This is a genomic window from Flavobacterium sp. PS2 (genome assembly GCF_046250155.1).
Classification (GTDB): Bacteria; Bacteroidota; Bacteroidia; order Flavobacteriales; family Flavobacteriaceae; genus Flavobacterium.
The window spans coordinates 2230473-2254929 of record NZ_CP176426.1; the positions used below are offsets into that span (position 1 = coordinate 2230473).

The following is a 24457-nucleotide window of genomic DNA, read 5'->3' on the forward strand; positions in this document are numbered from 1 at the left end:
TATTTATAGTCTTTTTAAAAAATCCGTCCCGACGCTTCGGGATCGCGTCTTTACTTTTGTAAATCTGTGTTATCCGCGTTCCTTTATAGACAATCTATGCTAGAAAGGTTTGTAGTAACTGAAAACTGAGACTGAAACTAAAAACTAAACTACGGTGCTGGATCAGGAATTACAGCGTGAACCGCATTTATTTCGGCAATAACTTCGTCTGATAATGTAAGGTTAATAGAATCTATATTTTCTTTTAATTGCTCCATTGTAGTTGCTCCGATAATAGTACTTGTTACAAATGGTTGCTGATTAACAAAAGCCAATGACATTTGTGCAAAATTTAAACCATGCTTATTAGCAATTTCCTGATACATGCGTGCTGCTTTGGTACTTTGCTCACTGCTATATCTTGTATATTGTGGAAACAAATTAAGTCTTGAGTTTGGATGTTTCTCACCAGATAAAAATTTACCTGATAATACTCCAAAAGCCATTGGCGAATACGCTAATAAGCCTACATTCTCTCGCATGCAAACCTCAACAGAAGCATTCTCGAAAAGACGATTTAATAATGAATATGGATTTTGAATTGTTTTAACTCTTGGTAAATTATTGTATTTGTTTTCTTCCAGAAAACGCATAATTCCCCAAGGATTTTCATTAGAAAGTCCTACATGTTTAATCTTTCCTTCTTTTATAAAACCTTCCATAGTTTGTAGAACTTCATGGATATTATCTTCCCAAGCGTCGTCCTGAATTTTAAGTCCGCGTTGTCCAAAACAATTTGTTTTACGCTCTGGCCAATGCAGTTGGTATATGTCTACGTAATCGGTTTGTAATCTTTGTAAACTTTGGTCTAATGCATATTTTAAACTTGCTGGCGAGAAATCTATTTTCTCACGCATATAGCCAAAATTATCATTTGGTCCAGCGATTTTGGTTGCCAAAACCACATCTTCTCTTTTTCCTGATTTTTTAAACCAGGTTCCTATAATCTTTTCTGTACTTCCGTAAGTTTCTTTACTTGCTGGAATAGAATACATCTCGGCAGTATCAAAAAAATTAACGCCTTGTTCTAGCGCATAATCCATTTGAGCGTGTCCTTCGGCTTCAGTGTTTTGTTGACCAAAAGTCATCGTGCCAAGATTTATTTTACTTACTTTAATATCAGTATTGGGAATTGTTGTGTATTTCATTTTTTAAGGTGCTAAGATATTGAGTTGCTATACTGTCCCCAAATTTTGGGATTGGGACTACGTTTATTACTAATGAGCTTCAAAGGTACAAAGCAATATTTCAAAAGAAAAAGGTTCAAAGTTAAAAAACTCTAAACCTTTTTATGTTATAGATTTATTCGGAAGAAAGCTTGTTTTTGTTTTTACCACAGATTTAAATGATTTAAACCGCGTGCAAATCACCATAAACTTATCATTTCTTTATTCAAGTTTTCTTGTGAAATTATTCGACCATATTTTACATCGTCCAATCCTTCTTCAACTTTATTATGATATTCGGATAACTCTAATGGATTTCCTTTTGAATCATAAGAAACGATTTCGTTTAAATAATTATCAAAAACAGAAGAGACAATACGAAGCACTCGTTCATCGGCTAAATCTAGTTGAAGTCTTATTTTATCTTTTAATTCCGGAAGTCCCATGATTATTGTATTTAGAATGACAAAGTTACAAAAAAACTAAAAGTCATTGACTAAGCTCTAATCTATTTGATAAAATATAAAAGTGTTCGTTTTATTTCTTGCCACAGATTAAAATGATTAAATGGATTCTAAAACTTTGCGAACCTTGCGTAACTCTTTCCGCTCTTTGCGGTTAATTTCCTCGCCATTGATTGAAAATAAAATTGAGTAAATACGCTATAAAAGGTAAAAAAAGACCTTGTAGTATAACCAGAAAACAAAAAAGGTCCAGAGTATAAACCCTGAACCTTTGTTTCTTTGTGCCTTAGAACCTCAGTTCCTTAGTAACTTAATTAATGCTATTTAACATTTCGGCGATTTCATCTAATCTTGGTGTTAGGATGATTTCGATTCTACGGTTTTTAGCTTTTCCTTCTGGAGTTGCATTGCTTGCCAATGGAGAGAATTCTCCACGACCTGCAGCAGTTAATTTTTGTTTGTTGATTTTACTGTTTTCGCTCAAGATTGCTACAATTGCTGTTGCTCTTTTGGTCGATAAATCCCAGTTGTTTGTAATTACTCCTGAACCTACATATGGATCATCATCTGTATGTCCTTCGATCAATACTGAAAGATCTGGATTGTCTCCTAGTACTTTCCCTAGTTCTACAACTGCTTTTTTACCTTCTGTTCCTACTGACCAACTTCCTGAATTAAAAAGTAATTTGTTTTCCATAGAAACATATACTTTTCCGTTCTTTTGTTCTACTGTCAATCCTTTTCCTTCAAATCCGTTTAGTGCTTTTGATAGGGTTTCCTTTAGCTTTTTCATAGCAGCTTCTTTAGCCGCTATCATAGATTCTAGTTCGTCTAAACGTTTTGCTGTTTTGTCTAAACGTGCTTGTTCTGCTGCTAATGCTTTTCCTTTGGCTTCTAGTTGTTCTAGTAACTCACGGTTTTTATTCATGTTACTTTTTAAAGCTTCATTACTGTTTTTTTCTAATGCATCATAAGAGTCTTGCAAAACTTTTAATTTGTTTTGTGCAGCTGCATAATCAGCTTTTTGCTTTTCTAGTTCAGCTTTAGTTGTAGCAAGATTTTTATTTAATCCGTCACGGTCTAACTCTAATTGATTTTTTGCTTTTAGCAATTCGGCATTTTCATCGGAGATTGAACGATTTTCTTTTTTTAAATCGGCAAATTTCGTTTCCAGATCGTTGTATATTTTTTTGGATACACACGATGTTGTAAGCGCAAGTATCAATAATCCGATTGAAGCTTTTTTAATCATTTTTTTTGTGGTGTTTATTATTTGAGATTTTCTTATTCTTTTTTAATTATTGGTATTAGCACGATTCTAGCCCTGATTATAGCGAAAATCCTTTATGTTTTTCCTTTAAAAACATAAAGATTACTTCACTAAGTTCATATTTCACATATGTGTTCAGTGAATTTCATTTATAGCGGAAAGCAGGACACGAGCGAAGCGAACTGACGAAATAAATAGCTCCTAAAAAAAATACTTTGCTGGAGTTTGCTTAAATCTTGTGTGTATCTAACAATAATGATACCATTAATCTTCGATTTCGACTAAAACCGGGCAATGGTCAGAATGTACTGCGTCTGGTAATATAACGGCACGTTTTAGTTTGTGTTGTAAGCTATCGCTAACTAAATTATAATCGATTCTCCAACCTTTGTTGTTCCCTCTTGCTCCTGCGCGGTAACTCCACCATGAATAATTGTGTGGTTCTTTGTTAAAGTGACGGAAGCTATCTATAAATCCTGTTTTCATGAATCCATCTAACCAAGCGCGTTCGGCAGGTAAAAACCCTGAAACTGTTTTGTTACGAACAGGATCATGGATATCTATCGCTTCGTGGCAAATGTTGTAATCACCGCAAATAATAAGATTTGGGGTTGTTTTTTTAAGCTCATTAATATAGGTCTGAAAATCGTCCATAAACATGAATTTATGATCCAATCGCTGAATATTGGTTCCTGACGGAAGGTATAAACTCATTACAGAGCAAGTGTCGAAATCTGCTCGAAGATTTCTTCCTTCAAAATCCATGTGCTGAATTCCAGTTCCGTACACAACGTTATTTGGTTTTGTTTTTGAAAGGATAGCAACACCGCTATATCCTTTTTTTGTAGCTGGATAATAATACTGATATGGGTAACCTGCTTTGGTAATATCTTCTACCGGAATTTGATCTTCTGTCGCTTTAATCTCCTGAAGACAAATAACATCCGGATTTGCATGTTGTAACCAATCGATAAATCCTTTTGAAATTGCAGCACGAATTCCGTTTACGTTATAAGAAATAATTTTCATTACAATTTGTTTTATGTATTTCAAATGTAATAAAAAAGCGGAAAGTTTGAATAAGAATTAAGGAAAAGTAGAGTTTTTTGTTATCTTTGTTTCCTGCTCTAAAAAACAAATTGTACATGGGTTTAGTTACCGCGAAAGAAGTTGCCAAGGCAATAAATGTTGACAAGTACGGGGTGTTAGGTACTTTTTCTGGCTGGGTCCTTATGAAGGTACTAAAAATATCGACCTTGAACAAGATTTACGATAGGAATAAACATTTAGAAGATCTCCCTTTTTTGAATGGAGTTTTGGATGATTTACAAATAAAATTCGAAATCCCGGAAGAAGATTTAAAACGATTACCTAAAGACGGTGCTTATATTACTATTTCAAACCATCCGCTTGGTGGTATTGATGGCATTTTATTGTTAAAGTTAATGCTTGAAAGAGAGCCTAATTTTAAGATTATTGCTAACTTCCTGTTACACCGTATTGTTCCGTTAAAAAAATATATCATGCCTGTAAATCCTTTTGAGAATCATAAGGATGCAAAATCAAGCGTGGTTGGAATAAAAGAAACGTTTCGTCATTTAAGTGACGGAAAACCTTTAGGGATTTTTCCTGCTGGTGAGGTTTCGACTTATAAAGACGGGAAATTAGTGGTGGATAAACCTTGGGAAGAAGGCGCGATTAAATTAATCAGAAAAGCCAAAGTGCCTGTTGTTCCTATTTATTTTCATGCCAAAAACAGTAAATTGTTCTATTGGCTTTCTAAAATAGATGATACTTTGCGTACAGCAAAATTACCATCGGAATTACTTACTCAAAAGGATCGTGTTATTAAGGTACGTATCGGAAAACCTATTTCGGTTAACGAACAAAACGAACTTGAATCTTTTGAAGAATACTCGGAGTTTTTAAGAAAGAAAACTTATATGCTGGCAAATCCTTTTGAGAAGGAACATAAATTGCTAGATACTGCAAACTTAAAGATTACTAAAAGTCCTAAGGAAATTGTTACTCCTGCAAATGGAAACAAGATAAATGCAGAGGTTGAAATTTTAAGAAACACAGATTGCAGATTATTACAAAGTAAAAACTACGAAGTGTTTTTTGCTGAAGCGAAAAACATTCCGAATATATTACATGAAATTGGCCGCTTACGCGAAATTACCTTCCGTGAGGTTGGTGAAGGAACAAATGAGCCTATCGATATTGATCAATACGACCAATATTATCACCATATGTTTTTATGGGATGATGATGCAAAAAAAATATCTGGTGCTTACCGTATGGGATTAGGTTCTGAGATTTATCCTAAATACGGAATGGACGGTTTTTACCTAAATGACCTTTTTAGATTCGAGCCTGAACTTCATGATATGATGCATAAATCTATCGAGATGGGTCGTGCATTTATTATTAAGGAATACCAACAAAAACCAATGCCTCTTTTCTTATTATGGAAAGGAATCATTCATACAACGTTGCGTTATCCTGAGCATAAATATTTGCTTGGTGGTGTAAGTATTAGTAATCAATTCTCTGATTTTTCTAAATCATTGATGATTGAGTTTATGAAATCTAATTATTACGATCCTTATATTGCGCAATACATTCACCCGAAAAAAGCATACAAGGTAAAACTAAAAGATGCTGATAAGGACTTTATTTTTGATGAAGCTGAATCTGACTTAAACAAGTTTGATAAAATCATCGACGAGTTAGAACCAGGAAATTTACGTTTGCCTGTGTTGATTAAAAAATACATCAAGCAAAATGCACGTGTTGTAGCTTTTAATGTTGATCCTTTATTTAATAATGCTATTGATGGTTTAATGTACATTCGTATCGCTGACATTCCGGAAAGTACAATGAAACCGGTTATTGAAGAATTTCAGATAGAATTAGAAAGAAAACTTGCAGAGAAAGACGATTAATTTCTCTACTCATATAAAAACAAAAATCCCGTTTCGATGAAACGGGATTTTTTATTTTATGTAAACTACTTTTGTTTGATTAAATAAAACTAATAGCAGCTATTAATTTTCATAATCGTTTACCGCTTTTTTGAAACCATCCCATTCTTTTTGAGACAATATCGTTTTCTTCTCTAGTTTTTTACCTTTTATATATTCCAAAATATATTTGGCTCTAGCCTCAGATTCTGGATGTGTGCTTATCCAGGATAAAGCTCCTCCAAAACTTTTATCAAATGACATATCATAAAGGAAATCTGCAAATGGTGCTGGGTCAACTTTTGCCTTAAGCATATATTCTACACTAGTAATATCTGCCTCTTTCTCGAGTGAACGATCATAAGCTGTAGAAGATAATGTATGCATTACTTCTTTTATTACGCTCCCATTGTTTCCTGTTGTAATAGACATAAGAACAGAAAAACCAATTTCTTTGGATAGCTTTTTCATGACATGGTCATTCTCTATATGAGCAATTTCATGTCCTAATACACCTATTAATGCTTGTTCATTTTTTGAAGCTTCGATTAAACCTGAATATATTACCAAATGTCCGTCTGGCAAAGCAAATGCATTTACCTCGTCTTTTTGAATAATATGAACTTTAAGACTATCGCGCACTATTCCATTTTCTTTACATAATGGATCTAGCAATTTATCTAATGTTTTAGTAATAGAATCATTTACGATTATATCTTCTGTCTTTTTAATTTGATCCCAAATCATATCGCCAACTCCTTTTTCGGTAGCGCTTTTGGCTTTGTCAATTTTAAAGAAAGTGATATAATCTATTTGTGCTAATAAAAACCATATACCAAAAAAAGCTCCTACGATGGTTAGTCCTCTAAATAGTGTTTTCATTGGTCTTGCAAATTAAATTAGTAATATCGGCAAAAAAGTATATTTCGATATGATTTCCTTTTCTTGTCTGACTTGCCAGATATAAGGTAAATATGAACTCCACTAGATTAAAACCTATTATCGTTAACATATACGCTATATATGTATTGGTAAACTGACCTTCTTTGAAAACAATCGAGATAGTCCACCAAAAACCTACGGTATTAAAGAAAAACATACCTAGTTGTGCCAATAATGCTTGTGTACAATGCCATTTAACAAAAGCTGTACTTTTTCTGTTTCCTAAATAAAAAAAAACGGATGCCAATAAATTCATAATTGGCAACGGCAAACCTCCTAGCACAGCAACAAGTGACATCAAATAACTATTTGATGCTCTTTCTAACTCACTATCATAAGGTTTGTAATTAAACTTATTTAATGCGGTCATATTTGTTTGTTTATATTCCAAATCCAATTGATAATTACTAAAATAATCAACAGTATTGCAACTTTTTTTGTCCTAATTATTGTTTCTGTTTTAATGTAGAAATCGTAAAAAGATTGTCTTTTTGTGAAGTAATCAAACGCAATCCAGCCTGGAGCAATAAGCATTATTCCTGCTACAATAATTCCGAATGGATTTAGGTATAAAGAAGTGAGTATATTTCCTTTAAAAAAACTGTCGACTGCTCGTGTAGTTCCACAAGAAGGACAAGGAATAGTGGTTATTCTTTTAAAAAGACAGACCGTAAGATCATGATCTGAATTTAAATGTGATACAAAATCAAAAAAGAACAACCAACTATACCCTAAAAAACAAGCAATTAAAGTTAACGCATAAAGCTTGTTTTTTGTCATGTTTTACAAAAATGTATTGTTAAATGCCATTGCATTTTTTTCTTTGGTAGCTCCTTGGATTAAAAACCAATCTACAATAGCCCAAATCATAAAACCTCCACAAGTAAGTAATTTACCTACTCCCATTCCTGTATCGCCAATATAAAAACGGTCAATTCCGTATGCACCAGCAAAAATAGAAATCAACAAAGCTGTTGTTGGATCTTTAAATTGAGTTAATTGTAATCTTTGCCATTGGCTTTCGTCTAAACTTAAAAGTTTTTCTCTGATTGCGTTTAAATGATGCCCTTCAAAATATTTTGCATTCATCATCATAAACATATCAACTTTTTGTGTATCCATTATTAAATTTTGGTTTTGATTGGTCCCTACTCTATTTATGGATTTTCGGATACTCCATTTTTTGCAAATATAAAAAATTATAAGAAATAACTTCTTTTAATTAATTTTAACACTATTGTTTTTAAAATTAATTAAATGAAAGCCAAAAAAAAATCTCGAAAAATCGAGATTTTATATCTTAAAACCAGCCTTTCTTACCTACTTGGTAGGTTTGATAAAACTCTTCGTCAGTTTTAGTTAAGTAAATAATTCCTTCTACAAGACCTATTATTCCTCCAACTCCGCAAGTTACCACTCCGATAACTAACTGAATAATACCTTCTTGAGTATACCCTAAAATAAATTTATGAATACCTAATCCTCCTAACAAAATTGCTAGAACTCCGGCAAGTACTTTTTTATTTTCTGGTTTTACAATTTGTGGGTTGTTCCACTCTTCAGATTTTGAATTTTCCATTTTTATTAGTTAAATAATTTATAATGAATAAAAATAGAAATTTTATTGAGAAAATTCACAAATCCGTCTTAAAATTTTTTACTTACAAACAAACTGCTTTAATTTTATCAACGATTACTTGGGCTAAACGCTCATGACTTTCGAATGTCCAACCTGCAATATGCGGTGTTAAAATTACTTTTCGACCATCTAATAAATACTGAAAAGCCTCGGGAGTATCTTTGTCCTGAAAAAGTGTTTCAAAAGATAATTTTTCATATTCTAAAACATCCAAACCAGCTCCAAGCACTTTCCCTGATTGCATTGCAGTAACTAAATCGGCGGTAACAATGTTCTTACCTCTTGAGGTGTTAATTATCCATAATGGCTTTTTGAATGCATTAATAAATGCTGTATCAACCATTTTATCTGTTTCTGGAGTCCACGGAATATGTAAACTCAATACATCGGTTTTTTCTTGAAGCTCTTTTAATGAAACCTGTTTAGCATTCTTATCTCCAACATTATCCTGAATATCATAACATAAAACTTCTACCTCAAAACCTCTAAGTTTTTTTGCAAATGCTTTACCCATATTACCATAACCTATAATCCCTACCGTTTTTCCGTCAAGTTCATAACCACGATTACTTTCTCGGTTCCATTGTCCCGAACGTATTTCGCTATCGGCAAGATTTAGTTTATTAAAAAGAGACAGAATCATTCCTAATGTATGCTCTGCAACTGCATTACAGTTTCCCTCGGGAGCAGCAATTAGTTCGATATCTTTAGAGAGAGCATAATCACAATCTATGCTTTCTAATCCCGCCCCAACACGTGCTATAAATTTTAAATTTGTTGCTTTATCTATAAATTGTTTGTCGATTTTAAAACGACTTCTGATTACAATTCCCTGATAATCCTGAATTTTTGCTTCAATTTCTTCTTTGGTAGAAGTAAAATCGGCATGGTTTTCAAATCCAGCTTCCTGTAATTGTTCCCAAAGAATTGGGTGATTGCTATCGATATGTAAAACTTTAATTGGCATGAAATTAAGACTTAAATTAGATAAACAAAGTAACAAAAAAAATACGGGTTTTGGTTTTAACCAAAAGAATTCGCTAAGAAATGTGTAAATTCGCATAAAACGATTTTATGAAAACAATTGGATTGATTGGTGGCATGTCATGGGAAAGTTCTTCTTTATATTATCAAATAATAAATAGGAGTGTTCAAGAAAAACTTGGTGGTGTTCATTCCTGTAAATCCGTAATGTACTCAGTAGATTTTAATGAAATTGCAACTTTGCAAAAAGATGGTGAATGGAATAAATTAGGAATATTAATGTCAGACGCGGCTCAACAACTAGAAAAAGCAGGAGCTGATTTTATCATATTATGCACAAACACAATGCATAAATTATCTGATGAAATAGAAAAAAGCGTATCAATTCCTTTAATTCATATTGTCGACGCAACTGCTGAGAAGATTAATGCAGAAAATTTTAGAAAAATAGGATTGTTAGGAACTTCATTTACAATGGAGCAAGATTTTTTTAAAGGTCGCTTACTCGACAAATATAAAATAGAAACTATTATTCCTAACCCAGAGCAAAGAGTCGAAATTCATCGAATAATATATGAAGAATTGGTAAAAGGAATAATAAATACCGATTCAAGAACTATTTTTTTAGATATAATAACCGATTTAATAAGCCAAGGCGCCGAAGGAATTATATTAGGATGTACCGAAATTGAACTACTAATTACCAACGAATACACAGCAACCAAATTATTTAATACAGCAGCAATTCATGCGCAAAAAGCTGTAGAACTCGCACTGAAATAACAATATAAAAATGAAATTAACAAAAACATTTAAGGCCTTTTTTCAAAGTGAAAAATCAGGAGGTCTGATTTTACTTTTCGTAACTATTCTTTCTCTTTTTTTAGCAAACTCTATTTTCCAAAACGATTATATTGCTTTTTGGGAAACCAATATCGGACATCATTCTATTACACATTGGATAAATGATGGTTTGATGACTATCTTCTTTCTTTTGATAGGATTAGAATTAGAACGCGAAATTTATCAAGGAGAATTAACTAGTATAAAAAATGCTTCATTACCAATTTTTGGTGCTTTGGGCGGAATGCTTATTCCTGCGGGAATATTTTTATTACTGAATTTTGGAACTGCTACACAAAACGGAGCTGGAATCCCGATGGCAACCGACATTGCTTTTGCAATTGGAATTCTATCTCTTTTAGGAAACAAAGTTCCATCTTCACTAAAAGTATTCCTTACTGCTCTTGCCGTAATCGATGATTTGGGTGCTATTGTGGTTATTGCGTTATTCTATACTACAACTATATCGTTCCTATATTTAGCTTTGGCTTTTGCTGTTTTAGGTGTGTTATTTATTTTTAATCGAATGAAAGTTCACAATCTCTATGTTTATCTGATTGGTGGAGTTATCATGTGGTATTTTATGCTAAATTCTGGAGTTCACGCTACAATAACAGGTGTTTTACTTGCTTTTGTAATTCCGTTTGGAGATGGCGGCAAGAAAACTTCTTCTTATAAACTACAGCACTTTTTACATAAACCAGTTGCGTTTTTTATCTTGCCTTTGTTTGCATTGGCAAATACGTGCATTGCTATAAACTCTGACTGGCACGAAGGTTTAAGTCATCCTAATACACTAGGAATTATTTTAGGATTAGTTGTTGGGAAACCTTTAGGAATAACTCTATTTGCTTTCTTAGGTGTTGCATTAGGAATTTGTACGTTACCTAAAGAACTTAAATGGTCTTACGTTATAGGTGCAGGAATGCTGGGCGGAATTGGATTTACAATGTCCATATTTATAACCCTACTTGCTTTTAAAGATCCAGAAGTCATTAATTTTTCCAAAATAGCAATTTTGCTTGCTTCATTTATTGCAGGATTACTGGGATTCATCTGGCTAAAATTGACTTTAAAGAAACGTATTAAGAATACTTAAAAACAAAAAAGGACTTTCGGTTAAAACTGAAAGTCCTTTTTTTATAAAAACACTATTTTTAAAACTATCCTTTAATTTGCTTTAAAGAAGTTTTGATTCCTTTAATTAGAGATGAACTAAAACCATTATGTTCCATTTCATTCAATCCAACAATTGTACAGCCTTGTGGTGTTGTTACGCGATCGATTAATTGTTCAGGATGTACTTTTTCCTCTAGTAACATTTTGGCCGCTCCCTTTACAGTTTGCGCCGCTATTGCTAATGCAGTTTGAGAATCAAATCCTATTTCTATTCCTGCTTGCATCGAAGCACGAATATATCGCAATGCATACGCTGTACCGCAAGCACCTAAAACAGTTGCCGCATCCATTAATTTTTCGTCAATAATTGGTGCTGTACCTAAATCTTCAAATAAAGTTACAACTGGTAACGCTTGTGCTCTATCTTTTTCGGTAAATGAAATACACGTAGCCGATTCTCCAAATTGCGCTGCAATATTAGGCATAATTCGTACTACATGATGCTCCTGATTGGTTTTGTTTTGAAGCACATCAATAGCAAGACCACTTACTGCCGAAGCAATTGTTTTATTAGAAATCACAGGAAGGATTTCTGTCAAAACCGTATCAACCTGATATGGTTTTATAGTCAGGATAACAAGATCTGCTTCTTGTATATTATGTTTATTATCTGATGAAACTGTAATTCCTAATTCTTGCAAATACAAGATACTAGCTGTATTTCTTCTGGTAATTGTAACTTGATTATTCTTTGAGAATTTTGCAATCCCTAAGGCTATAGAAACCCCAAGGTTTCCTCCTCCTATTATGTGTACTTTCATTCTGGTTGTAATTTATAGTTTTTTGGTTGTTTTGGTTTAATAGATTTGAATCTTAAAAAGACTCTAAGAGCATGAAATATAGTGGTTAAGTATATTTAAATTCATGCTTATATTTTTATAACAACTTGCCTTTTAATAATATAGATGCAATTGTAAAGTAAATAACTAATCCTGTTACATCAACTAATGTTGCTACAAATGGTGCAGATGAAGTTGCTGGATCTAGCTTAAGTTTCTTTAGCATAAATGGTATCATAGACCCCGATAGTGTTCCCCACAATACAATAAATAATAAAGAAAAAGAAACCGTTAGTGCAACAAAGAACCAATGGATTCCATATTCATACAATCCTGTTTTTTGCCATATCATGATTCTTATAAAACCAACAATTCCTAATATAGAACCCAATAAAAAACCTGATGCAATTTCTTTTTTCATTACATACCACCAGTCTTTTAGTGTTAACTCTTTTAAGGCCATTGCACGAATAATTAGTGTTGCCGCTTGTGATCCCGAATTACCTCCACTAGAAATAATAAGCGGAACAAATAAAGCCAAGACAACAGCTTTTTCTATTTCTCCTTCAAAAAAGCCCATTGCAGATGCAGTAAACATTTCTCCAATAAACAGAACCACCAACCAGGTAGCTCTTTTTTTAACCATTTCAAAAAGGGTAGTTTCTACATACGGTAATTCAAGAGCTTCCAAACCCCCAAATTTCTGAATGTCCTCGGTATCTCTTTTTTCTATTTCATCTCTTATGACATCGATAACATCATCAATCGTAATGCGACCTACCAAACGTCCCAGTTCATCTACAACCGGAATTGCTTCCAGATCATATTTTTCCATGATACGCCCTACTTCAACATCGGGAGTTTCTACATCTACATAATGTAATTTCTTAATGTAAACCTCACTAACAGGAGTTCGTGTAGAAGTGGTTAATAAATCCTTAAGCGACAAACGCCCCTTTAATCTATCTTCATCATCGACTACATAAATAGAATGTACTCTTGAAATATTTTCTGCCTGAATTCGCATTTCTTTCACACAAGTAAGTACGTTCCAATTTTCATTGACTTTTACCAACTCTTTGTGCATGATTCCCCCTGCGGTATTTTCGGCGTAACGTAATAAATCAACAATGCCTTTAGCGTGTTCTACGTCTTGAAGTTCAGATATTACTTCGGCTTTTCTATCTTTCGATAATTCACCAATAATATCAGCAGCATCATTTGTTTCTAATTCGTCAAGCTCCTCGGCAATCTCTTTTGGCGAAAGCCTGCTTAATATATTCTCACGCAAATCATCTTCCAATTCCAGAAGAATCTCAGCGGTTTTTTCGCTATCTAATACTTTAAATATGTAAGTTGCTTTATCAAAATCCAGTTCATCCAGGATTTCGGCAATATCAGCATGGTGAATATCATTCAATAAAACTTCCAATTGCTTGTCGTTTTTACTCTGAATGAGTGTTTCTAATTCTTGTATTAGACCTTTGCTGATTTTAAACTCCATCGGCTTCTATTTTCTGAGTTAATGCTATAAATTCTGCCACGTTTAGTTGTTCCGGGCGTAAATCAAAGATAGTGTCTTCTCTTAACTTGTCTGATAAATTTAATGTTTTCAAACTGTTACGTAACGTTTTCCTACGTTGCTGGAAAGCTGTTTTCACTACTGTAAAGAATAACTTTTCGCTGCAAGGCAAACTGTAATCTTCTTTTCGGGTCATTTTCATAACTCCCGATTTTACTTTGGGGGGCGGAATAAATACATTCTCATCTACCGTAAACAAGTATTCGGTATCATAAAAAGCCTGTGCCAAAACCGATAGTATCCCATAAGCTTTAGACCCTTTCTTTTCACAAATACGTTGTGCTACTTCTCTTTGAAACATTCCAGAAAATTCTGGAATCTGATCACGATATTCTAATGTTTTAAAAACAATCTGAGTAGAAATATTATATGGGAAATTCCCAATTATAGCAAATTGTTTTTTCTCAAAAACTTCATTTATATCATACTTCAAAAAATCCTTTGAAATAATTTTATCTTTTAATTTTGGATAGTTCTCATCTAGATAAGTTACCGATTCAGTATCAATTTCGATAACATAGGTATTGATTGGTTTTTCTAACAAGTATTTGGTTAACACACCCATTCCTGGTCCAATTTCCAGAACCTCGTCATATCCTTTTAAACTTAACGTATCTGCTATTGCCTTAGCGATGCTTTCATCCTTAAGGAAATGCTGTCCGAGATGTTTTTTGGCTTTTACTTTTTCCATTTATTTTAGATTATCAGATTGTTAGATTATTGAGTTTTTTGAAATATCAATCCACTCAAATATCAAATAATCTATTTTTTATTAATTTCCCGAAGTTGTTGAATATCTAGTAAATCCTTAGCTCTATTCGCTTTAATTTTACTTGTAATCAAGTCTTCTAAAGATAAAACATTCCATCTTAAAAATGTTTTGATCCCACAATCTTAGCATCCTACTTTGATTTTATAACAATCAGAAAATTATCTTATTCTTATCTTCTTTATTCTTAACAGGAAACTTGCTCACATGTTCCATCAAACGAAAAAAGCTATATACCCTTTCCGTTTTAGACAACTTCAAGAAATCCTCTTGTTGTTGTTTATTGCTCTGTTCCTTAGTTTGAAATTTAATTTCCATTTTATATTTTCAGATTGTTAGACTCCCCAAAATATCAAATAATCTATTTAATGCTCCGAGATAAACTCTAATTCTGTTCTAAAAGAAAGCATTTTATCTGCAAATAATCGTAATGCTTCCTGACTGAAAGCTGGTTCGTCTTCAAGGTAATATTTCTCTAACGTTTCCTTACTATCAGTAACATATTGAACAGAATAAGTAATCCCGCCCATTTCTTCATCTACTAAAACTTTTACAATTCTTGCAGATGAAAATTTTCCTGTTGCTAAAATTTCAGGAATATGTTTTTGTTGCATCCAATTTAACCATTGGTTATGCACACTTTCATGTATGTTTGTGGTGATGTTGTAAATAATCATTTTTATCTGTTTAATCGTTTTTTCGGTTAATCGGTTAAACGAATAACCAATTAAACCTAGCTATAAATTGGTATCGCCTCGCAATTCCCTGTATCTCTTTCTGGCATCTACAAAATAAATACTATCCTGATGGTTAAAAATTACTTTCTCATATAAGACTTTTGCCTTTTCAAAATCCTGTAATTTCTTATTGTAAATTTCTGCCGAAAAGAACAATGCTTCATCAATATAGATTCCGTCACTATGTTGATCGATAATCAATTGGTATTGACTTAAAGCCGAATTATAATCGCCTAAGTCTTCGTAAATTTGTCCTAATCGCAGCAAAGTTACGGCTTCTATTTCTTGTCCTTTAAAAGTTTTTAATATATTTTGAAATTGAGCTATCGCATCTTGATTTCTATTTTGATATATAAGATAGTCTCCCTTTGCAAATTGCTTCAAAGCCGTTTGTGTAGAATCGGCAACTGTATTATCATTTATCAATAAAAAATACTCCAAAGCATCATTTGCAATCAACTGTGTATTAGCCGATTTTAACTCTTTAAACTGTTTTAAAGCCCATACAAAATCAGTTTTAAAATAACTCGTTTTGGCAGCTTTTAAACTCGCTTCATGTGCCATAACATCGTTTTTAAGATCCAATTCTATTTGTGAATAATACAATAACGCCTGATTAAATTTTTCTTCAAAAAGCAAAACATCTGCTAATTCCATTTTAGCCTCTGCTTTTTGATAATCATTCAGTTGTAATTCGAGTGCATTCTTAACAATCGTTTTTGCTTCTTCCGATTTTTTTAAATCAAAAGCCAAAAAATGTGCTTGAATTAATTGCAAAGATAAGGTAAAAGGACTTATGCCGTAAGTTGTTAGCAATTCTTGGAGTCCTGTATTAATTGCCGGATATTCTTTTTCGGTTGCTTTGTCAATTTTTATTTTATACAAATAGGTATTTGCCTGTACAAGCAAACTTAAATCTTTTGTATTCTCCAGAACAAAAGCTAAAATCTCCTGAGCAGCTTCGGGATCTTCATCATCAATCGCAAACTGAGCCAAATTAACAATACTCGAAAGTGATTCGGGATCACGCTTGTAAATGGCTTTTTCCTGAATAAATGCTTTCGCAAACTCTTTTTGTTGCACATAAAACCAACTCAAATAATGATTCCAAAAAACATCTTGGTCTTTTTGAGTTCTTAAAATAAGTGCTTTTCGTAATGCGTCATTGAAACTTGTATCGGCAGCATCTGCCATAAACCTTGATAACTGACTCTGAATTAACGGAGTGTTTTGTTGATTTTCATTAGACTCTGTCAACAAAGTTTCAATCATCATATCAGTCTTACCCATCTGTCCGTAGAGTAAACCAATCTGAAAATTAAAATTAAAGCTAGGCTGAATTTTGGATGCCATTTGATACGCTTTTAAAGCATATTCCAATAACACTTTTTTCTCAAAAGAATTAGCAATCCCAAATACCTCATTAGGATTTGTAGAAACTTTATCTAAAGCCTGATCGTAGAAGTTTTTGGCTTTAGCATCATTTTTTTGTAATTGAAAATTATATCCCAGTTCAATTAAAATAGTACCTTGTTTGTACTTATTAAATCGATTTTGGATAATTTTTTCGGCTACATCAAACTGTTGTAGTTGTTGATAACAATCAATAGTTCGATAAAAATATTGTGTGTTCGAAGGATTAGTATCCAACAATTCCTGATAGCTGATTTTTGCTTTTTCAAAATCACCTTTATCGTAATAATATTGCGCTAATTGTTCATTTTGAGCAAATGTAAATAGCGAGAATGATAAAGTAATAAATAGAAAGAGCTTTTTCATCTTCGGTTTTTAGTTACAGTTTTAGTATTCAGTCTCAGTAACAGTTTTCAGTTTCCAAACTGGACTGAAAACTGCAACCGAATACTGTTTACTAAAAAGATTAGTCTATAATATCAAACCCACAGTATGGTCGTAATACTTCTGGAATTACGATTCCCTCTGGTGTTTGGTAATTTTCAAGAATTCCCGCAAGTACTCTTGGCAAAGCCAATGAGCTTCCGTTTAATGTATGAGCCAATTGATTTTTTCCGTCTTTATCTTTAAAACGTAATTTCAAACGGTTCGCTTGAAAAGTTTCGAAGTTAGAAACTGAACTAATCTCTAACCAACGATCTTGTGCTGTAGAGAAAACTTCAAAGTCATATGTCAATGCTGCTGTAAAACCCATATCACCACCACACAAACGTAAAATTCTGTATGGTAATTTTAATTCTTGCAAAATAGTTTTCACATGCTCCACCATTCCGTCAAGCGCCTTATATGAATTATCCGGATGCTCAACACGTACAATTTCTACTTTGTCAAATTGGTGCAAACGGTTTAATCCTCGCACGTGAGCTCCATAAGAACCTGCCTCACGACGGAAACAAGGCGTATATGCTGTATGTAAAACAGGCAATTCGCTTTCGCTCAAAATAACATCACGGAATAAATTTGTAACAGGAACTTCGGCAGTTGGGATTAAGTATAAATCGTCAATAGTCGAATGATACATTTGTCCCTCTTTGTCTGGCAACTGTCCTGTTCCATATCCTGAAGCTTCGTTTACTAAATGCGGAACTTGCACTTCATTATATCCTGCGGCAGTATTTTTATCTAAAAAATAATTGATTAAAGCACGTTGTAATCTAGCACCTTTTCCTTTATAAACAGGAAATCCAGCACCAGCTATTTTTACACCAAGCTCAAAATCGATAATATCATATTTTTTTACCAAATCCCAATGTGGTTGTGCACCTTCATGCAAAACTGGAATTTCCCCCTCTTCAAAAACATTCAAATTGTCTTCTGGAGTTTTCCCTGCTGGTACAATATCAGCTGGAAGGTTTGGCAATGCGTATAGTTTTTGAGTTAAATCCTGAGCCAAAACATCAGCTTTGTCTGCTAACTCTTTACTTTTTTCTTTTAATACAACTGTTTTCTCTTTTAAGATTGCGGCTTTAGATTTTTCACCCGCTTTCATCAATTCGCCAATATCTTTGGATAATTTATTAGATTCAGACAAAATGTTATCCAACTCAACTTGAGTTGCACGACGTTTTTCATCTAGTTGCACCACTTCTTCTACAGCGCTTTTGGCATCGATATTTCGTTTTGCCAAAGCTGTGATTACTTTTTCCTGATTTTCTCTAATAAATGCGATTTGTAACATAGCTTAAATTTTGTAACTATTGTATATTTATATATTAAGGAAGCAAATTTAAGGAAATGTTTGCTAAGAATGGGACAAAGTTTATAGCGAAAGGTAATTTCTTACTTATAAAAAAATATTCTTCCAGAAACTGTTGTCCTCCTGAGCGGAGTCAAAGGATCACAAAGTTGCACAAAGGCTACACAAAGACTCCCAAAAGTTTAATTAAATAGAAATAAATACAATACTTTGCCCTCCTGAGTAGAGTTTAAGTATCAAATAGTTACCAAATATAATTCTGATAACTTTACAATATCATTGTTCTCTAGTCCCTCTTTCTTCTTGCATCTTAAATCTTCTGTCTCTCTTCTCACAAACTCCATTTCACACAAACCCAACCTTTGAACCTTTGCTACTCTGAACCTAAGAACCTTCTTTTAAGCCCTTTTAATTTCATGACCCACAAATTCCTCCAAAGTAGCAAACATATCATCTACCGAAAGAACTTCTAAATCAGGATGTGATTTTAAAAAATTAGCGTTCAACGTAACCAGGTTTTCTTCTATTTCATAAAAAGTATCATTGTTCAGCAAATCTCTTATTGGGTTTACACCTTCTAATTTTCCTTTAAGGAATTTATTAAGTTTTACGCTGCTCATTAATTTTACTTTTTTGCTTTGTTGTTGGAATAATTCCAAGTGTTTTTCGGCACCAAGTAAAGCCAAACCTTCTTCGATTAACTCATTTAACTCGGCGTTCCAACTCGAATTATATACAAATTGAGCAAAATTACCTTCCGTACATTGCGAAGTGTAATAATCTAAATAATAACTCATCAAAGCATCCTCATGAATCAAGTCATCATCAATACCTTCCTCACGCATTAAGTTAATTACCGAAATATTAGAGTGAATTATATCTTGAAGATTCTCACTATTCATTGCCGTTTCAGAAACTATTATTCTACCGAATTCCATCTTGTTTTATGTTTAGATTTTGTTTTGCAAATTTCAGTTAAATTAAACCAGAAAAGAAATACAATCTGATTTATATCCCATCTAATCCGTCCTTACCCATTTTTTCATTCATTTTTGTAACCAAAGCTTTCAAACGTAATGCTTTTGCTTTTTTCTCCTCCTGAAGTTTAGTCTTTTTCCGGTTTAGCAATTTGGTATGCAAAGCCTTGTTTTTTGTATTTTTTTCAGGTCCTTTTGCCATGATTTCTATGCTTATTTAATTCCGCTTACAAAGATATGAAACTGAATGGGAATAATTTACTGGGCGTTTCCCTCCGGGTCGGGCTATTCACTACAAGTCCTCGCACTTCCTCCGTCAGGCTGTGGGCTATCCGCTGCTATCCCTAACGCAAACCCATTTTCATAAGAAATATAAATTCACAATATTATTATGTAACAAAAAACACTATTTTAGCATTGAATTAAAATTATTCATCGCCCAAATTCTATTAAAATATTATACCTATGAAAAAAATTTTTATTGCAGCTATTTCACTTTTATCCTTCTCAATGTATTCTCAAAGTCGATATGAACTACAAGATAAAGGAACAGAAAGACTCTATCTTTCAGATACTATTATACAAATGGCTACTAATAAAGTTATTACAAATGAGCCAATGCTTATTGTAGATGGAGTAACATATACTTATCAAGACTTAGAAAAAAAGAAACTTACATTTTCAAAAAATCAAATTCTAAAGATTACAACTGTTGACAGACAAAAAGCAATTAGTCTTTATGGAGATACTGAGGGAGTAGGCGTTTTAATTATAAAAACAGTTAACGCTTCATATTAAAACCGCATGCCAAAAATACATCATTTAAACTGTGTTAAAATTGTTTCACCAGTTAACGATAATGTCTGTGGACATTGCCTATTGATTGAAGAGAATGATAAACTCATTTTAATTGATACTGGCATTGGGCTTTTAGACATCCAAAAACCATTAGAAAGAATCGGCCAACAACTTATAGATATTGTTGGCTATAGCTTTAACGAAAATCAAACCGCCATAAGGCAAATCGAGAAATTAGGACTTAACCCTGAAAAAGTTACTGATTGCGTTATTTCCCATCTCGATAACGACCACATAGGAGGCCTTGCCGATTTTCCTAATGCAACAGTTCACGTAGGAATCGAAGAATATGAAAACTTCAATTCAGGAAATCCAAGATACTTAAAAACACCATTAGCACATAATCCAACGATTAAAACTTATGGAAAATCCGACTTCAAATGGTTCGGATTTGAAGCTAGAAAAGTCATTACAAATACCGAAACAGAAATTTTTCTTGTTCCACTTTTCGGACATACTTCAGGACATTGTGGTGTAGTAATAAAAACAGACAACAAATGGATGTTTTACATTGCAGACGCATATTACATGAGACTAGAACTTAATGATAGTGAGCATCCCGTAAATCAGTTAGCCAAAATGAGGGCAGACAACAATGATTTAAGATTAAACAGTTTAGATAAAATAAGAAATTTAATAAATGAGCATCCTGAAATAGCAGTTTTTGGATATCATGACATCAAAGAGTTTAAACTTTACGAGAAGTAAGCTAGCAAAACAAGATAACATCTTAAATACTTTCAATCAGAATACAAGAATTATATCTGTTCTAAAAAAATTATATAATGTTGATTTAAATGAACACTCGAAAAATCAAATTAGTAGACTATGAAAATGTTGGTGATTTTAAGATTCAACTTCTTCGTAAATTAAATCTATTCGACTCCAATAAAAATTGTGAAAGTGAATTTTACGAAAGAATTCAGAATTATCTAAATAGAAACAGTCAACTAATAATTGAAATTTCTATCTCTAAAACTGAACTATCAAATAAAATCTACACTAAAATATTAAGAAAGTTAACAGCACAAGAAATACCCGAAAATTATCCATTAAACGCTTCTAATATGGAAACACAAGCTTATTTTAGAGAAATAAGCGGAGAAGAATTTAACTTACTTAAATTGAAAGCAGAAAATGATAGTATCCTAGAAGTAAATTCTTTCATGACTGAATTTGAAAAAATCAACAACTTCAGTAATTTAAAAATAAGAATTAAACAATAGATCTGGACTGTCAAAATCTCATATAAACTTTACAGTATTCTGTTTTAAATTAGTACATATTTCAAACCACATAACATTAAATCAAATACTAAATTGAACGCTTTTAATTGGATAAACAATCAAAACTCAGAATTTGAAAAAGCATTCTCATATCTTAAAAAAATGGGGAATTTAACTCCAAGTGCTGAAAAAACTTTTGAATTATTAAAAGAATTAAATTCTGAAACTCCCGATTTACAATCTGATGTTTTAATCTCCGAATTTAATAAAATCCAATATCACTCAAATACTTATAGTTATTTTTACTTCTATTTTCCTATAGTTACTCATATTTTATACTACAAACCGAAATATGAAAAGGATATTTTAAAATATTTAGTCGGTCCAAATTTTGCAAATGGAACATCAGAAGTCCATGAAATGATTTCGATGATTACAGAAACCATGAAATTTAAACTTAACGAAGACAAATATTATTTGACTAGAGAAAGCCAGTTTTGGGTTACAAATGAACTTCCTAAACTCGAAAAACAAGTTCAACGAGAAATAGACATTTGCTGGAAAGAATTAGACGAATAAATCTACTAGATATAAATTATTATAATTGTATTTTTAACAAGCGAACATATCAAAGAAATAAGCATTTAAAAATATAAATAATGATGGGAAGAATAGCATTAGAATACTATGTTTTAGATGTATTCTCTAATACAAGTTACAAAGGAAACCCTTTGTCTGTCGTTTTTACTGATGGAAATTTAGATTTAGAAGTTTATCAAAATATTGCAAAGGAATTTGGTTATTCCGAGACTTCATTTGTTTATTATTCTAAAGTACAAAAGGCTCTTAATGTTCGTTCTTTTACTCCAATAGGCTTTGAGATAGACGGAGCTGGACACAATTTATTAGGTGCAGTTTGTGGCGCATTACTAAAAAAAATACCAATATTTGATGAACAAGATGAAAACAATCGTTTTGTAATCATGAAAAATGCCCCGATACGAGTAACAGCAAGTTTTGATTCAGTCACACAATATCCTATTGTACAAATGCATCAAAAACAAGCTATTATAAAACACCAAGTCCCTACTTATAAAATAGCAATAGCACTAGGTTTAAAAATAGAAGATTTAGAAGTTAATATGCTCGTTCCAACTGTGGTTCAAACAGAAGTTTCGCACGTAATGGTTCCGATTAGAAATAGCCAATTACTCAACGGCTGTACTCCTGACAACAAACTTTTAATCGAAATTTCAAAAGAACATCAATTTGAAGGTTTTTATTGTTTTACTATTACTGGTGAAGATCAAGATAATATTGTTGAAGCCAGATTTTTCAATCCAATAATCGGAATAGAAGAAGATGCTGCTACTGGAACTGCTGCAGGCCCTCTAATCGGTTTTTTGACAAAAAACAAGTATACACAACCAAACAAAGAATATAAGATTCTACAAGGCGTAAAATTAAATCAATCCTCAATAATAGAAGTAATGAGTAGACAAAGTGATATTTTAGTTGGTGGATCTTCAGCTATAACAATGCGTGGCGAACTTTATATTTAGATAAAATCAAACCAGATTAGATTTCTTTTTAATTCTTTCCTACAACTACCAACATAGCCACTTCATGGAGATTATAATAAAAACAATAACATTTATATCAATAATAACTTTAATCGTTTTACCAATTCTTATATTAAATAAAATATATAAACGAAATACTAAAAACATATTCATCATATACTTAATCACCAGCATCATAACAACTTTTATTCTCGTTTTAATTGTAGGATGGTGGGGAAGCTTTTCAAATGAGATTCTGCTTTCTTATTATGGATTTGATTTTGATGCTATGAACGATATTGAAAGATTTAAAAACGTAGCCCTTGAAAATTTAGATAAAGTAAAAGAACTAGAAAAAAATACGCTAGGAATTGGTTGGCCGCTTAAAGCTTTTATGTTTTTTCTAATTTACTCACCATATCTATTAATTGTATACATCTCAACTTATTTTTATAGAAAAAATAGCAAGCACGAGTTAGCAGCAAAATAAATCATGTATACTCTAAATTTATATCTATTAGAACCAATTTCATTACTACAACACTTAGATTAATAAAATTAAGGGGAAGATTTAAATTTTATTCTCCATAAACGCGCTAAAATTATACCGCAAAGCTTCACAAAGTTTACACAGAGTCTCGCAAAAATTTTTTACTTGTAAAACTTAAAATAGTTTATCAGAAATTGCCAGACACTAAGCTCTTTTATCAGATTTTAACCGCAGAGTAAGGAAATAGAAAAAAAGCAAAGGTTCACAAAGCTATTTATTAAACTTTGCGAACCTTTATGCAAGCCTTTGCGCTTATTTTGCTATTAAAACAACCACAGTCTTGTCACCCTGAGGAACGAAGGGTTTTCACAAGACACTAACACAAAGCTTTTTTAGATTGTCGAGCTACTAATTGATCCTTTTTAACCGCAGAGGAAGGAAATAGAAAAAACACAAAGGTCCACAAAGCTATTGATTAAACTTTGCGAACCTTTGTGTAATCCTTTGCGCTCTTTGCGGTATTTTTTTACCTAATCACTCTCAGCTCTACAAATCCCAAAAAGTTAAGCACAAAAAAAATCCTCATCAATTACTTGATGAGGATTCTAAAGAAAGGCGACGACATACTCTCCCACATAACTGCAGTACCATCTGCGCAGGCGGGCTTAACTACTCTGTTCGGGATGGGAAGAGGTGAGCCCCGCCGCAATAACCACCTTAAGGTCGTTGTTACTTGAGGTAACTTTTTTAATTAATAATTAACAATTGATAATTCATAATTAAAAACAATATCTTAACACACTGAGATAAAGAAAA

At 32.5% G+C, this 24457-nt stretch carries 27 protein-coding genes and 1 rRNA gene; 9 read left to right on the plus strand and 19 right to left on the minus strand.

Annotation, left to right across the window (positions count from 1 at the left end; all coding sequences use genetic code 11):
* Nucleotides 1-149: 149 nt before the first annotated feature.
* From ACJ6WR_RS09525 to ACJ6WR_RS09540, 4 genes are all read right to left on the minus strand, one after another.
* Complete coding sequence (locus tag ACJ6WR_RS09525) at nucleotides 150-1187, minus strand: NADP(H)-dependent aldo-keto reductase (RefSeq protein WP_409417688.1); 1038 nt, start codon at nucleotides 1185-1187, stop codon at nucleotides 150-152.
* Nucleotides 1188-1405: 218 nt separating this feature from the next.
* The gene (locus ACJ6WR_RS09530; protein ID WP_039118135.1) at nucleotides 1406-1651 is read right to left on the minus strand and encodes a hypothetical protein; all 246 of its coding nucleotides are present in this window, start codon (nucleotides 1649-1651) and stop codon (nucleotides 1406-1408) included.
* Between the two features lie 328 nt (nucleotides 1652-1979).
* Complete coding sequence (locus ACJ6WR_RS09535; RefSeq protein ID WP_039116547.1) at nucleotides 1980-2921, minus strand: flagellar motor protein MotB; 942 nt, start codon at nucleotides 2919-2921, stop codon at nucleotides 1980-1982.
* A gap of 282 nt (nucleotides 2922-3203) precedes the next feature.
* The gene (locus ACJ6WR_RS09540) at nucleotides 3204-3968 is read right to left on the minus strand and encodes an exodeoxyribonuclease III (protein ID WP_323491196.1); all 765 of its coding nucleotides are present in this window, start codon (nucleotides 3966-3968) and stop codon (nucleotides 3204-3206) included.
* A 116-nt stretch (nucleotides 3969-4084) separates the two neighbouring features.
* Between ACJ6WR_RS09540 and ACJ6WR_RS09545 the strand changes: the two genes are divergently transcribed.
* Complete coding sequence (locus ACJ6WR_RS09545; RefSeq protein WP_039116549.1) at nucleotides 4085-5887, plus strand: GNAT family N-acyltransferase; 1803 nt, start codon at nucleotides 4085-4087, stop codon at nucleotides 5885-5887.
* Between the two features lie 102 nt (nucleotides 5888-5989).
* On the opposite strand, the gene ACJ6WR_RS09550 is transcribed toward ACJ6WR_RS09545, so the two are convergent.
* The 6 genes from ACJ6WR_RS09550 to ACJ6WR_RS09575 all read right to left on the minus strand — a co-directional run bounded on the left by ACJ6WR_RS09550 (nucleotide 5990) and on the right by ACJ6WR_RS09575 (nucleotide 9453).
* Complete coding sequence (locus ACJ6WR_RS09550) at nucleotides 5990-6787, minus strand: M48 family metallopeptidase (RefSeq protein WP_409417689.1); 798 nt, start codon at nucleotides 6785-6787, stop codon at nucleotides 5990-5992.
* Entirely contained in the window at nucleotides 6771-7217 is a 447-nt protein-coding gene (locus tag ACJ6WR_RS09555) for a DUF4870 domain-containing protein (protein WP_039116553.1), read from the minus strand. Before ACJ6WR_RS09555 ends, ACJ6WR_RS09550 begins: the two co-directional genes overlap by 17 nt.
* Nucleotides 7214-7627, minus strand: coding sequence for a DUF2752 domain-containing protein (locus tag ACJ6WR_RS09560; protein ID WP_039116555.1), 414 nt, complete (start codon nucleotides 7625-7627; stop codon nucleotides 7214-7216). Before ACJ6WR_RS09560 ends, ACJ6WR_RS09555 begins: the two co-directional genes overlap by 4 nt.
* Nucleotides 7628-7630: 3 nt before the next feature.
* The gene (locus tag ACJ6WR_RS09565; protein WP_039116556.1) at nucleotides 7631-7969 is read right to left on the minus strand and encodes a TM2 domain-containing protein; all 339 of its coding nucleotides are present in this window, start codon (nucleotides 7967-7969) and stop codon (nucleotides 7631-7633) included.
* Between the two features lie 178 nt (nucleotides 7970-8147).
* Nucleotides 8148-8426, minus strand: a complete 279-nt coding sequence (locus ACJ6WR_RS09570; protein ID WP_039116557.1) for a TM2 domain-containing protein — start codon at nucleotides 8424-8426, stop codon at nucleotides 8148-8150.
* Nucleotides 8427-8508: 82 nt separating this feature from the next.
* Complete coding sequence (locus tag ACJ6WR_RS09575) at nucleotides 8509-9453, minus strand: 2-hydroxyacid dehydrogenase (protein ID WP_039118132.1); 945 nt, start codon at nucleotides 9451-9453, stop codon at nucleotides 8509-8511.
* 107 nt (nucleotides 9454-9560) lie between these two features.
* On the opposite strand from ACJ6WR_RS09575, the gene ACJ6WR_RS09580 reads away from it, so the two are divergent.
* Nucleotides 9561-10253 (plus strand): aspartate/glutamate racemase family protein, encoded by a 693-nt coding sequence (locus tag ACJ6WR_RS09580; RefSeq protein WP_409417690.1) that lies wholly within the window; start codon nucleotides 9561-9563, stop codon nucleotides 10251-10253.
* A gap of 10 nt (nucleotides 10254-10263) precedes the next feature.
* Nucleotides 10264-11412 carry a Na+/H+ antiporter NhaA gene (gene nhaA, locus ACJ6WR_RS09585; protein WP_039118130.1) on the plus strand — a complete coding sequence of 383 codons (1149 nt, stop codon included), beginning with the start codon at nucleotides 10264-10266 and terminating at the stop codon, nucleotides 11410-11412.
* 64 nt (nucleotides 11413-11476) lie between these two features.
* Here the strand turns inward: nhaA and proC are convergent, their stop codons facing one another.
* The 8 genes from proC to ACJ6WR_RS09625 all read right to left on the minus strand — a co-directional run bounded on the left by proC (nucleotide 11477) and on the right by ACJ6WR_RS09625 (nucleotide 19707).
* Nucleotides 11477-12253: a pyrroline-5-carboxylate reductase gene (proC, locus tag ACJ6WR_RS09590; RefSeq protein ID WP_039118129.1), complete on the minus strand. Its 777-nt coding sequence runs from the start codon at nucleotides 12251-12253 to the stop codon at nucleotides 11477-11479.
* 115 nt (nucleotides 12254-12368) lie between these two features.
* The gene (gene mgtE / locus ACJ6WR_RS09595) at nucleotides 12369-13775 is read right to left on the minus strand and encodes a magnesium transporter (RefSeq protein ID WP_039118128.1); all 1407 of its coding nucleotides are present in this window, start codon (nucleotides 13773-13775) and stop codon (nucleotides 12369-12371) included.
* Nucleotides 13765-14544, minus strand: coding sequence for a 16S rRNA (adenine(1518)-N(6)/adenine(1519)-N(6))-dimethyltransferase RsmA (gene rsmA, locus ACJ6WR_RS09600; protein WP_409417691.1), 780 nt, complete (start codon nucleotides 14542-14544; stop codon nucleotides 13765-13767). Before rsmA ends, mgtE begins: the two co-directional genes overlap by 11 nt.
* A gap of 443 nt (nucleotides 14545-14987) precedes the next feature.
* Nucleotides 14988-15299, minus strand: a complete 312-nt coding sequence (locus tag ACJ6WR_RS09605) for a DUF4286 family protein (protein WP_039116568.1) — start codon at nucleotides 15297-15299, stop codon at nucleotides 14988-14990.
* Between the two features lie 60 nt (nucleotides 15300-15359).
* On the minus strand, nucleotides 15360-17138 hold the full coding sequence (locus ACJ6WR_RS09610; protein ID WP_409417692.1) for a tetratricopeptide repeat protein: 1779 nt from the start codon (nucleotides 17136-17138) through the stop codon (nucleotides 15360-15362).
* A 100-nt stretch (nucleotides 17139-17238) separates the two neighbouring features.
* Entirely contained in the window at nucleotides 17239-18510 is a 1272-nt protein-coding gene (gene serS / locus ACJ6WR_RS09615) for a serine--tRNA ligase (protein WP_039118123.1), read from the minus strand.
* Between the two features lie 416 nt (nucleotides 18511-18926).
* Entirely contained in the window at nucleotides 18927-19466 is a 540-nt protein-coding gene (locus tag ACJ6WR_RS09620) for a DUF4375 domain-containing protein (protein ID WP_039118122.1), read from the minus strand.
* 70 nt (nucleotides 19467-19536) lie between these two features.
* A complete protein-coding gene (locus ACJ6WR_RS09625; RefSeq protein WP_165572136.1) occupies nucleotides 19537-19707 on the minus strand; it encodes a hypothetical protein in 171 nt (56 codons plus the stop codon).
* A 263-nt stretch (nucleotides 19708-19970) separates the two neighbouring features.
* Here ACJ6WR_RS09625 and ACJ6WR_RS09630 point away from each other — a divergent pair, with 263 nt between their 5' ends.
* The 6 genes from ACJ6WR_RS09630 (at nucleotide 19971) to ACJ6WR_RS09655 (ending at nucleotide 23641) form a co-directional block, all read left to right on the plus strand.
* Entirely contained in the window at nucleotides 19971-20303 is a 333-nt protein-coding gene (locus ACJ6WR_RS09630) for a hypothetical protein (protein ID WP_039118121.1), read from the plus strand.
* Between the two features lie 6 nt (nucleotides 20304-20309).
* On the plus strand, nucleotides 20310-21071 hold the full coding sequence (locus tag ACJ6WR_RS09635) for an MBL fold metallo-hydrolase (RefSeq protein ID WP_409417693.1): 762 nt from the start codon (nucleotides 20310-20312) through the stop codon (nucleotides 21069-21071).
* An 89-nt stretch (nucleotides 21072-21160) separates the two neighbouring features.
* Complete coding sequence (locus tag ACJ6WR_RS09640; RefSeq protein WP_039118119.1) at nucleotides 21161-21589, plus strand: hypothetical protein; 429 nt, start codon at nucleotides 21161-21163, stop codon at nucleotides 21587-21589.
* A gap of 162 nt (nucleotides 21590-21751) precedes the next feature.
* Nucleotides 21752-22168, plus strand: a complete 417-nt coding sequence (locus tag ACJ6WR_RS09645) for a hypothetical protein (RefSeq protein ID WP_409417694.1) — start codon at nucleotides 21752-21754, stop codon at nucleotides 22166-22168.
* Nucleotides 22169-22248: 80 nt separating this feature from the next.
* Nucleotides 22249-23151: a PhzF family phenazine biosynthesis protein gene (locus ACJ6WR_RS09650; RefSeq protein ID WP_039118117.1), complete on the plus strand. Its 903-nt coding sequence runs from the start codon at nucleotides 22249-22251 to the stop codon at nucleotides 23149-23151.
* Nucleotides 23152-23215: 64 nt separating this feature from the next.
* Nucleotides 23216-23641, plus strand: a complete 426-nt coding sequence (locus ACJ6WR_RS09655; protein WP_039118116.1) for a hypothetical protein — start codon at nucleotides 23216-23218, stop codon at nucleotides 23639-23641.
* Between the two features lie 610 nt (nucleotides 23642-24251).
* Here the strand turns inward: ACJ6WR_RS09655 and rrf are convergent.
* Nucleotides 24252-24361, minus strand: a 5S ribosomal RNA gene (gene rrf / locus ACJ6WR_RS09660).
* Between the last annotated feature and the right edge of the window lie 96 nt (nucleotides 24362-24457).

Coding starts and splice junctions, on each gene's coding strand:
- ACJ6WR_RS09525 (WP_409417688.1), bottom strand. CDS start 1,187: ATGAAATACACAACAATTCCCAATACTGATATTAAAGTAAGTAAAATA.
- ACJ6WR_RS09530 (WP_039118135.1), bottom strand. CDS start 1,651: ATGGGACTTCCGGAATTAAAAGATAAAATAAGACTTCAACTAGATTTA.
- ACJ6WR_RS09535 (WP_039116547.1), bottom strand. CDS start 2,921: ATGATTAAAAAAGCTTCAATCGGATTATTGATACTTGCGCTTACAACA.
- ACJ6WR_RS09540 (WP_323491196.1), bottom strand. CDS start 3,968: ATGAAAATTATTTCTTATAACGTAAACGGAATTCGTGCTGCAATTTCA.
- ACJ6WR_RS09545 (WP_039116549.1), top strand. CDS start 4,085: ATGGGTTTAGTTACCGCGAAAGAAGTTGCCAAGGCAATAAATGTTGAC.
- ACJ6WR_RS09550 (WP_409417689.1), bottom strand. CDS start 6,787: ATGAAAACACTATTTAGAGGACTAACCATCGTAGGAGCTTTTTTTGGT.
- ACJ6WR_RS09555 (WP_039116553.1), bottom strand. CDS start 7,217: ATGACCGCATTAAATAAGTTTAATTACAAACCTTATGATAGTGAGTTA.
- ACJ6WR_RS09560 (WP_039116555.1), bottom strand. CDS start 7,627: ATGACAAAAAACAAGCTTTATGCGTTAACTTTAATTGCTTGTTTTTTA.
- ACJ6WR_RS09565 (WP_039116556.1), bottom strand. CDS start 7,969: ATGGATACACAAAAAGTTGATATGTTTATGATGATGAATGCAAAATAT.
- ACJ6WR_RS09570 (WP_039116557.1), bottom strand. CDS start 8,426: ATGGAAAATTCAAAATCTGAAGAGTGGAACAACCCACAAATTGTAAAA.
- ACJ6WR_RS09575 (WP_039118132.1), bottom strand. CDS start 9,453: ATGCCAATTAAAGTTTTACATATCGATAGCAATCACCCAATTCTTTGG.
- ACJ6WR_RS09580 (WP_409417690.1), top strand. CDS start 9,561: ATGAAAACAATTGGATTGATTGGTGGCATGTCATGGGAAAGTTCTTCT.
- nhaA (WP_039118130.1), top strand. CDS start 10,264: ATGAAATTAACAAAAACATTTAAGGCCTTTTTTCAAAGTGAAAAATCA.
- proC (WP_039118129.1), bottom strand. CDS start 12,253: ATGAAAGTACACATAATAGGAGGAGGAAACCTTGGGGTTTCTATAGCC.
- mgtE (WP_039118128.1), bottom strand. CDS start 13,775: ATGGAGTTTAAAATCAGCAAAGGTCTAATACAAGAATTAGAAACACTC.
- rsmA (WP_409417691.1), bottom strand. CDS start 14,544: ATGGAAAAAGTAAAAGCCAAAAAACATCTCGGACAGCATTTCCTTAAG.
- ACJ6WR_RS09605 (WP_039116568.1), bottom strand. CDS start 15,299: ATGATTATTTACAACATCACCACAAACATACATGAAAGTGTGCATAAC.
- ACJ6WR_RS09610 (WP_409417692.1), bottom strand. CDS start 17,138: ATGAAAAAGCTCTTTCTATTTATTACTTTATCATTCTCGCTATTTACA.
- serS (WP_039118123.1), bottom strand. CDS start 18,510: ATGTTACAAATCGCATTTATTAGAGAAAATCAGGAAAAAGTAATCACA.
- ACJ6WR_RS09620 (WP_039118122.1), bottom strand. CDS start 19,466: ATGGAATTCGGTAGAATAATAGTTTCTGAAACGGCAATGAATAGTGAG.
- ACJ6WR_RS09625 (WP_165572136.1), bottom strand. CDS start 19,707: ATGGCAAAAGGACCTGAAAAAAATACAAAAAACAAGGCTTTGCATACC.
- ACJ6WR_RS09630 (WP_039118121.1), top strand. CDS start 19,971: ATGAAAAAAATTTTTATTGCAGCTATTTCACTTTTATCCTTCTCAATG.
- ACJ6WR_RS09635 (WP_409417693.1), top strand. CDS start 20,310: ATGCCAAAAATACATCATTTAAACTGTGTTAAAATTGTTTCACCAGTT.
- ACJ6WR_RS09640 (WP_039118119.1), top strand. CDS start 21,161: ATGAACACTCGAAAAATCAAATTAGTAGACTATGAAAATGTTGGTGAT.
- ACJ6WR_RS09645 (WP_409417694.1), top strand. CDS start 21,752: ATGGGGAATTTAACTCCAAGTGCTGAAAAAACTTTTGAATTATTAAAA.
- ACJ6WR_RS09650 (WP_039118117.1), top strand. CDS start 22,249: ATGATGGGAAGAATAGCATTAGAATACTATGTTTTAGATGTATTCTCT.
- ACJ6WR_RS09655 (WP_039118116.1), top strand. CDS start 23,216: ATGGAGATTATAATAAAAACAATAACATTTATATCAATAATAACTTTA.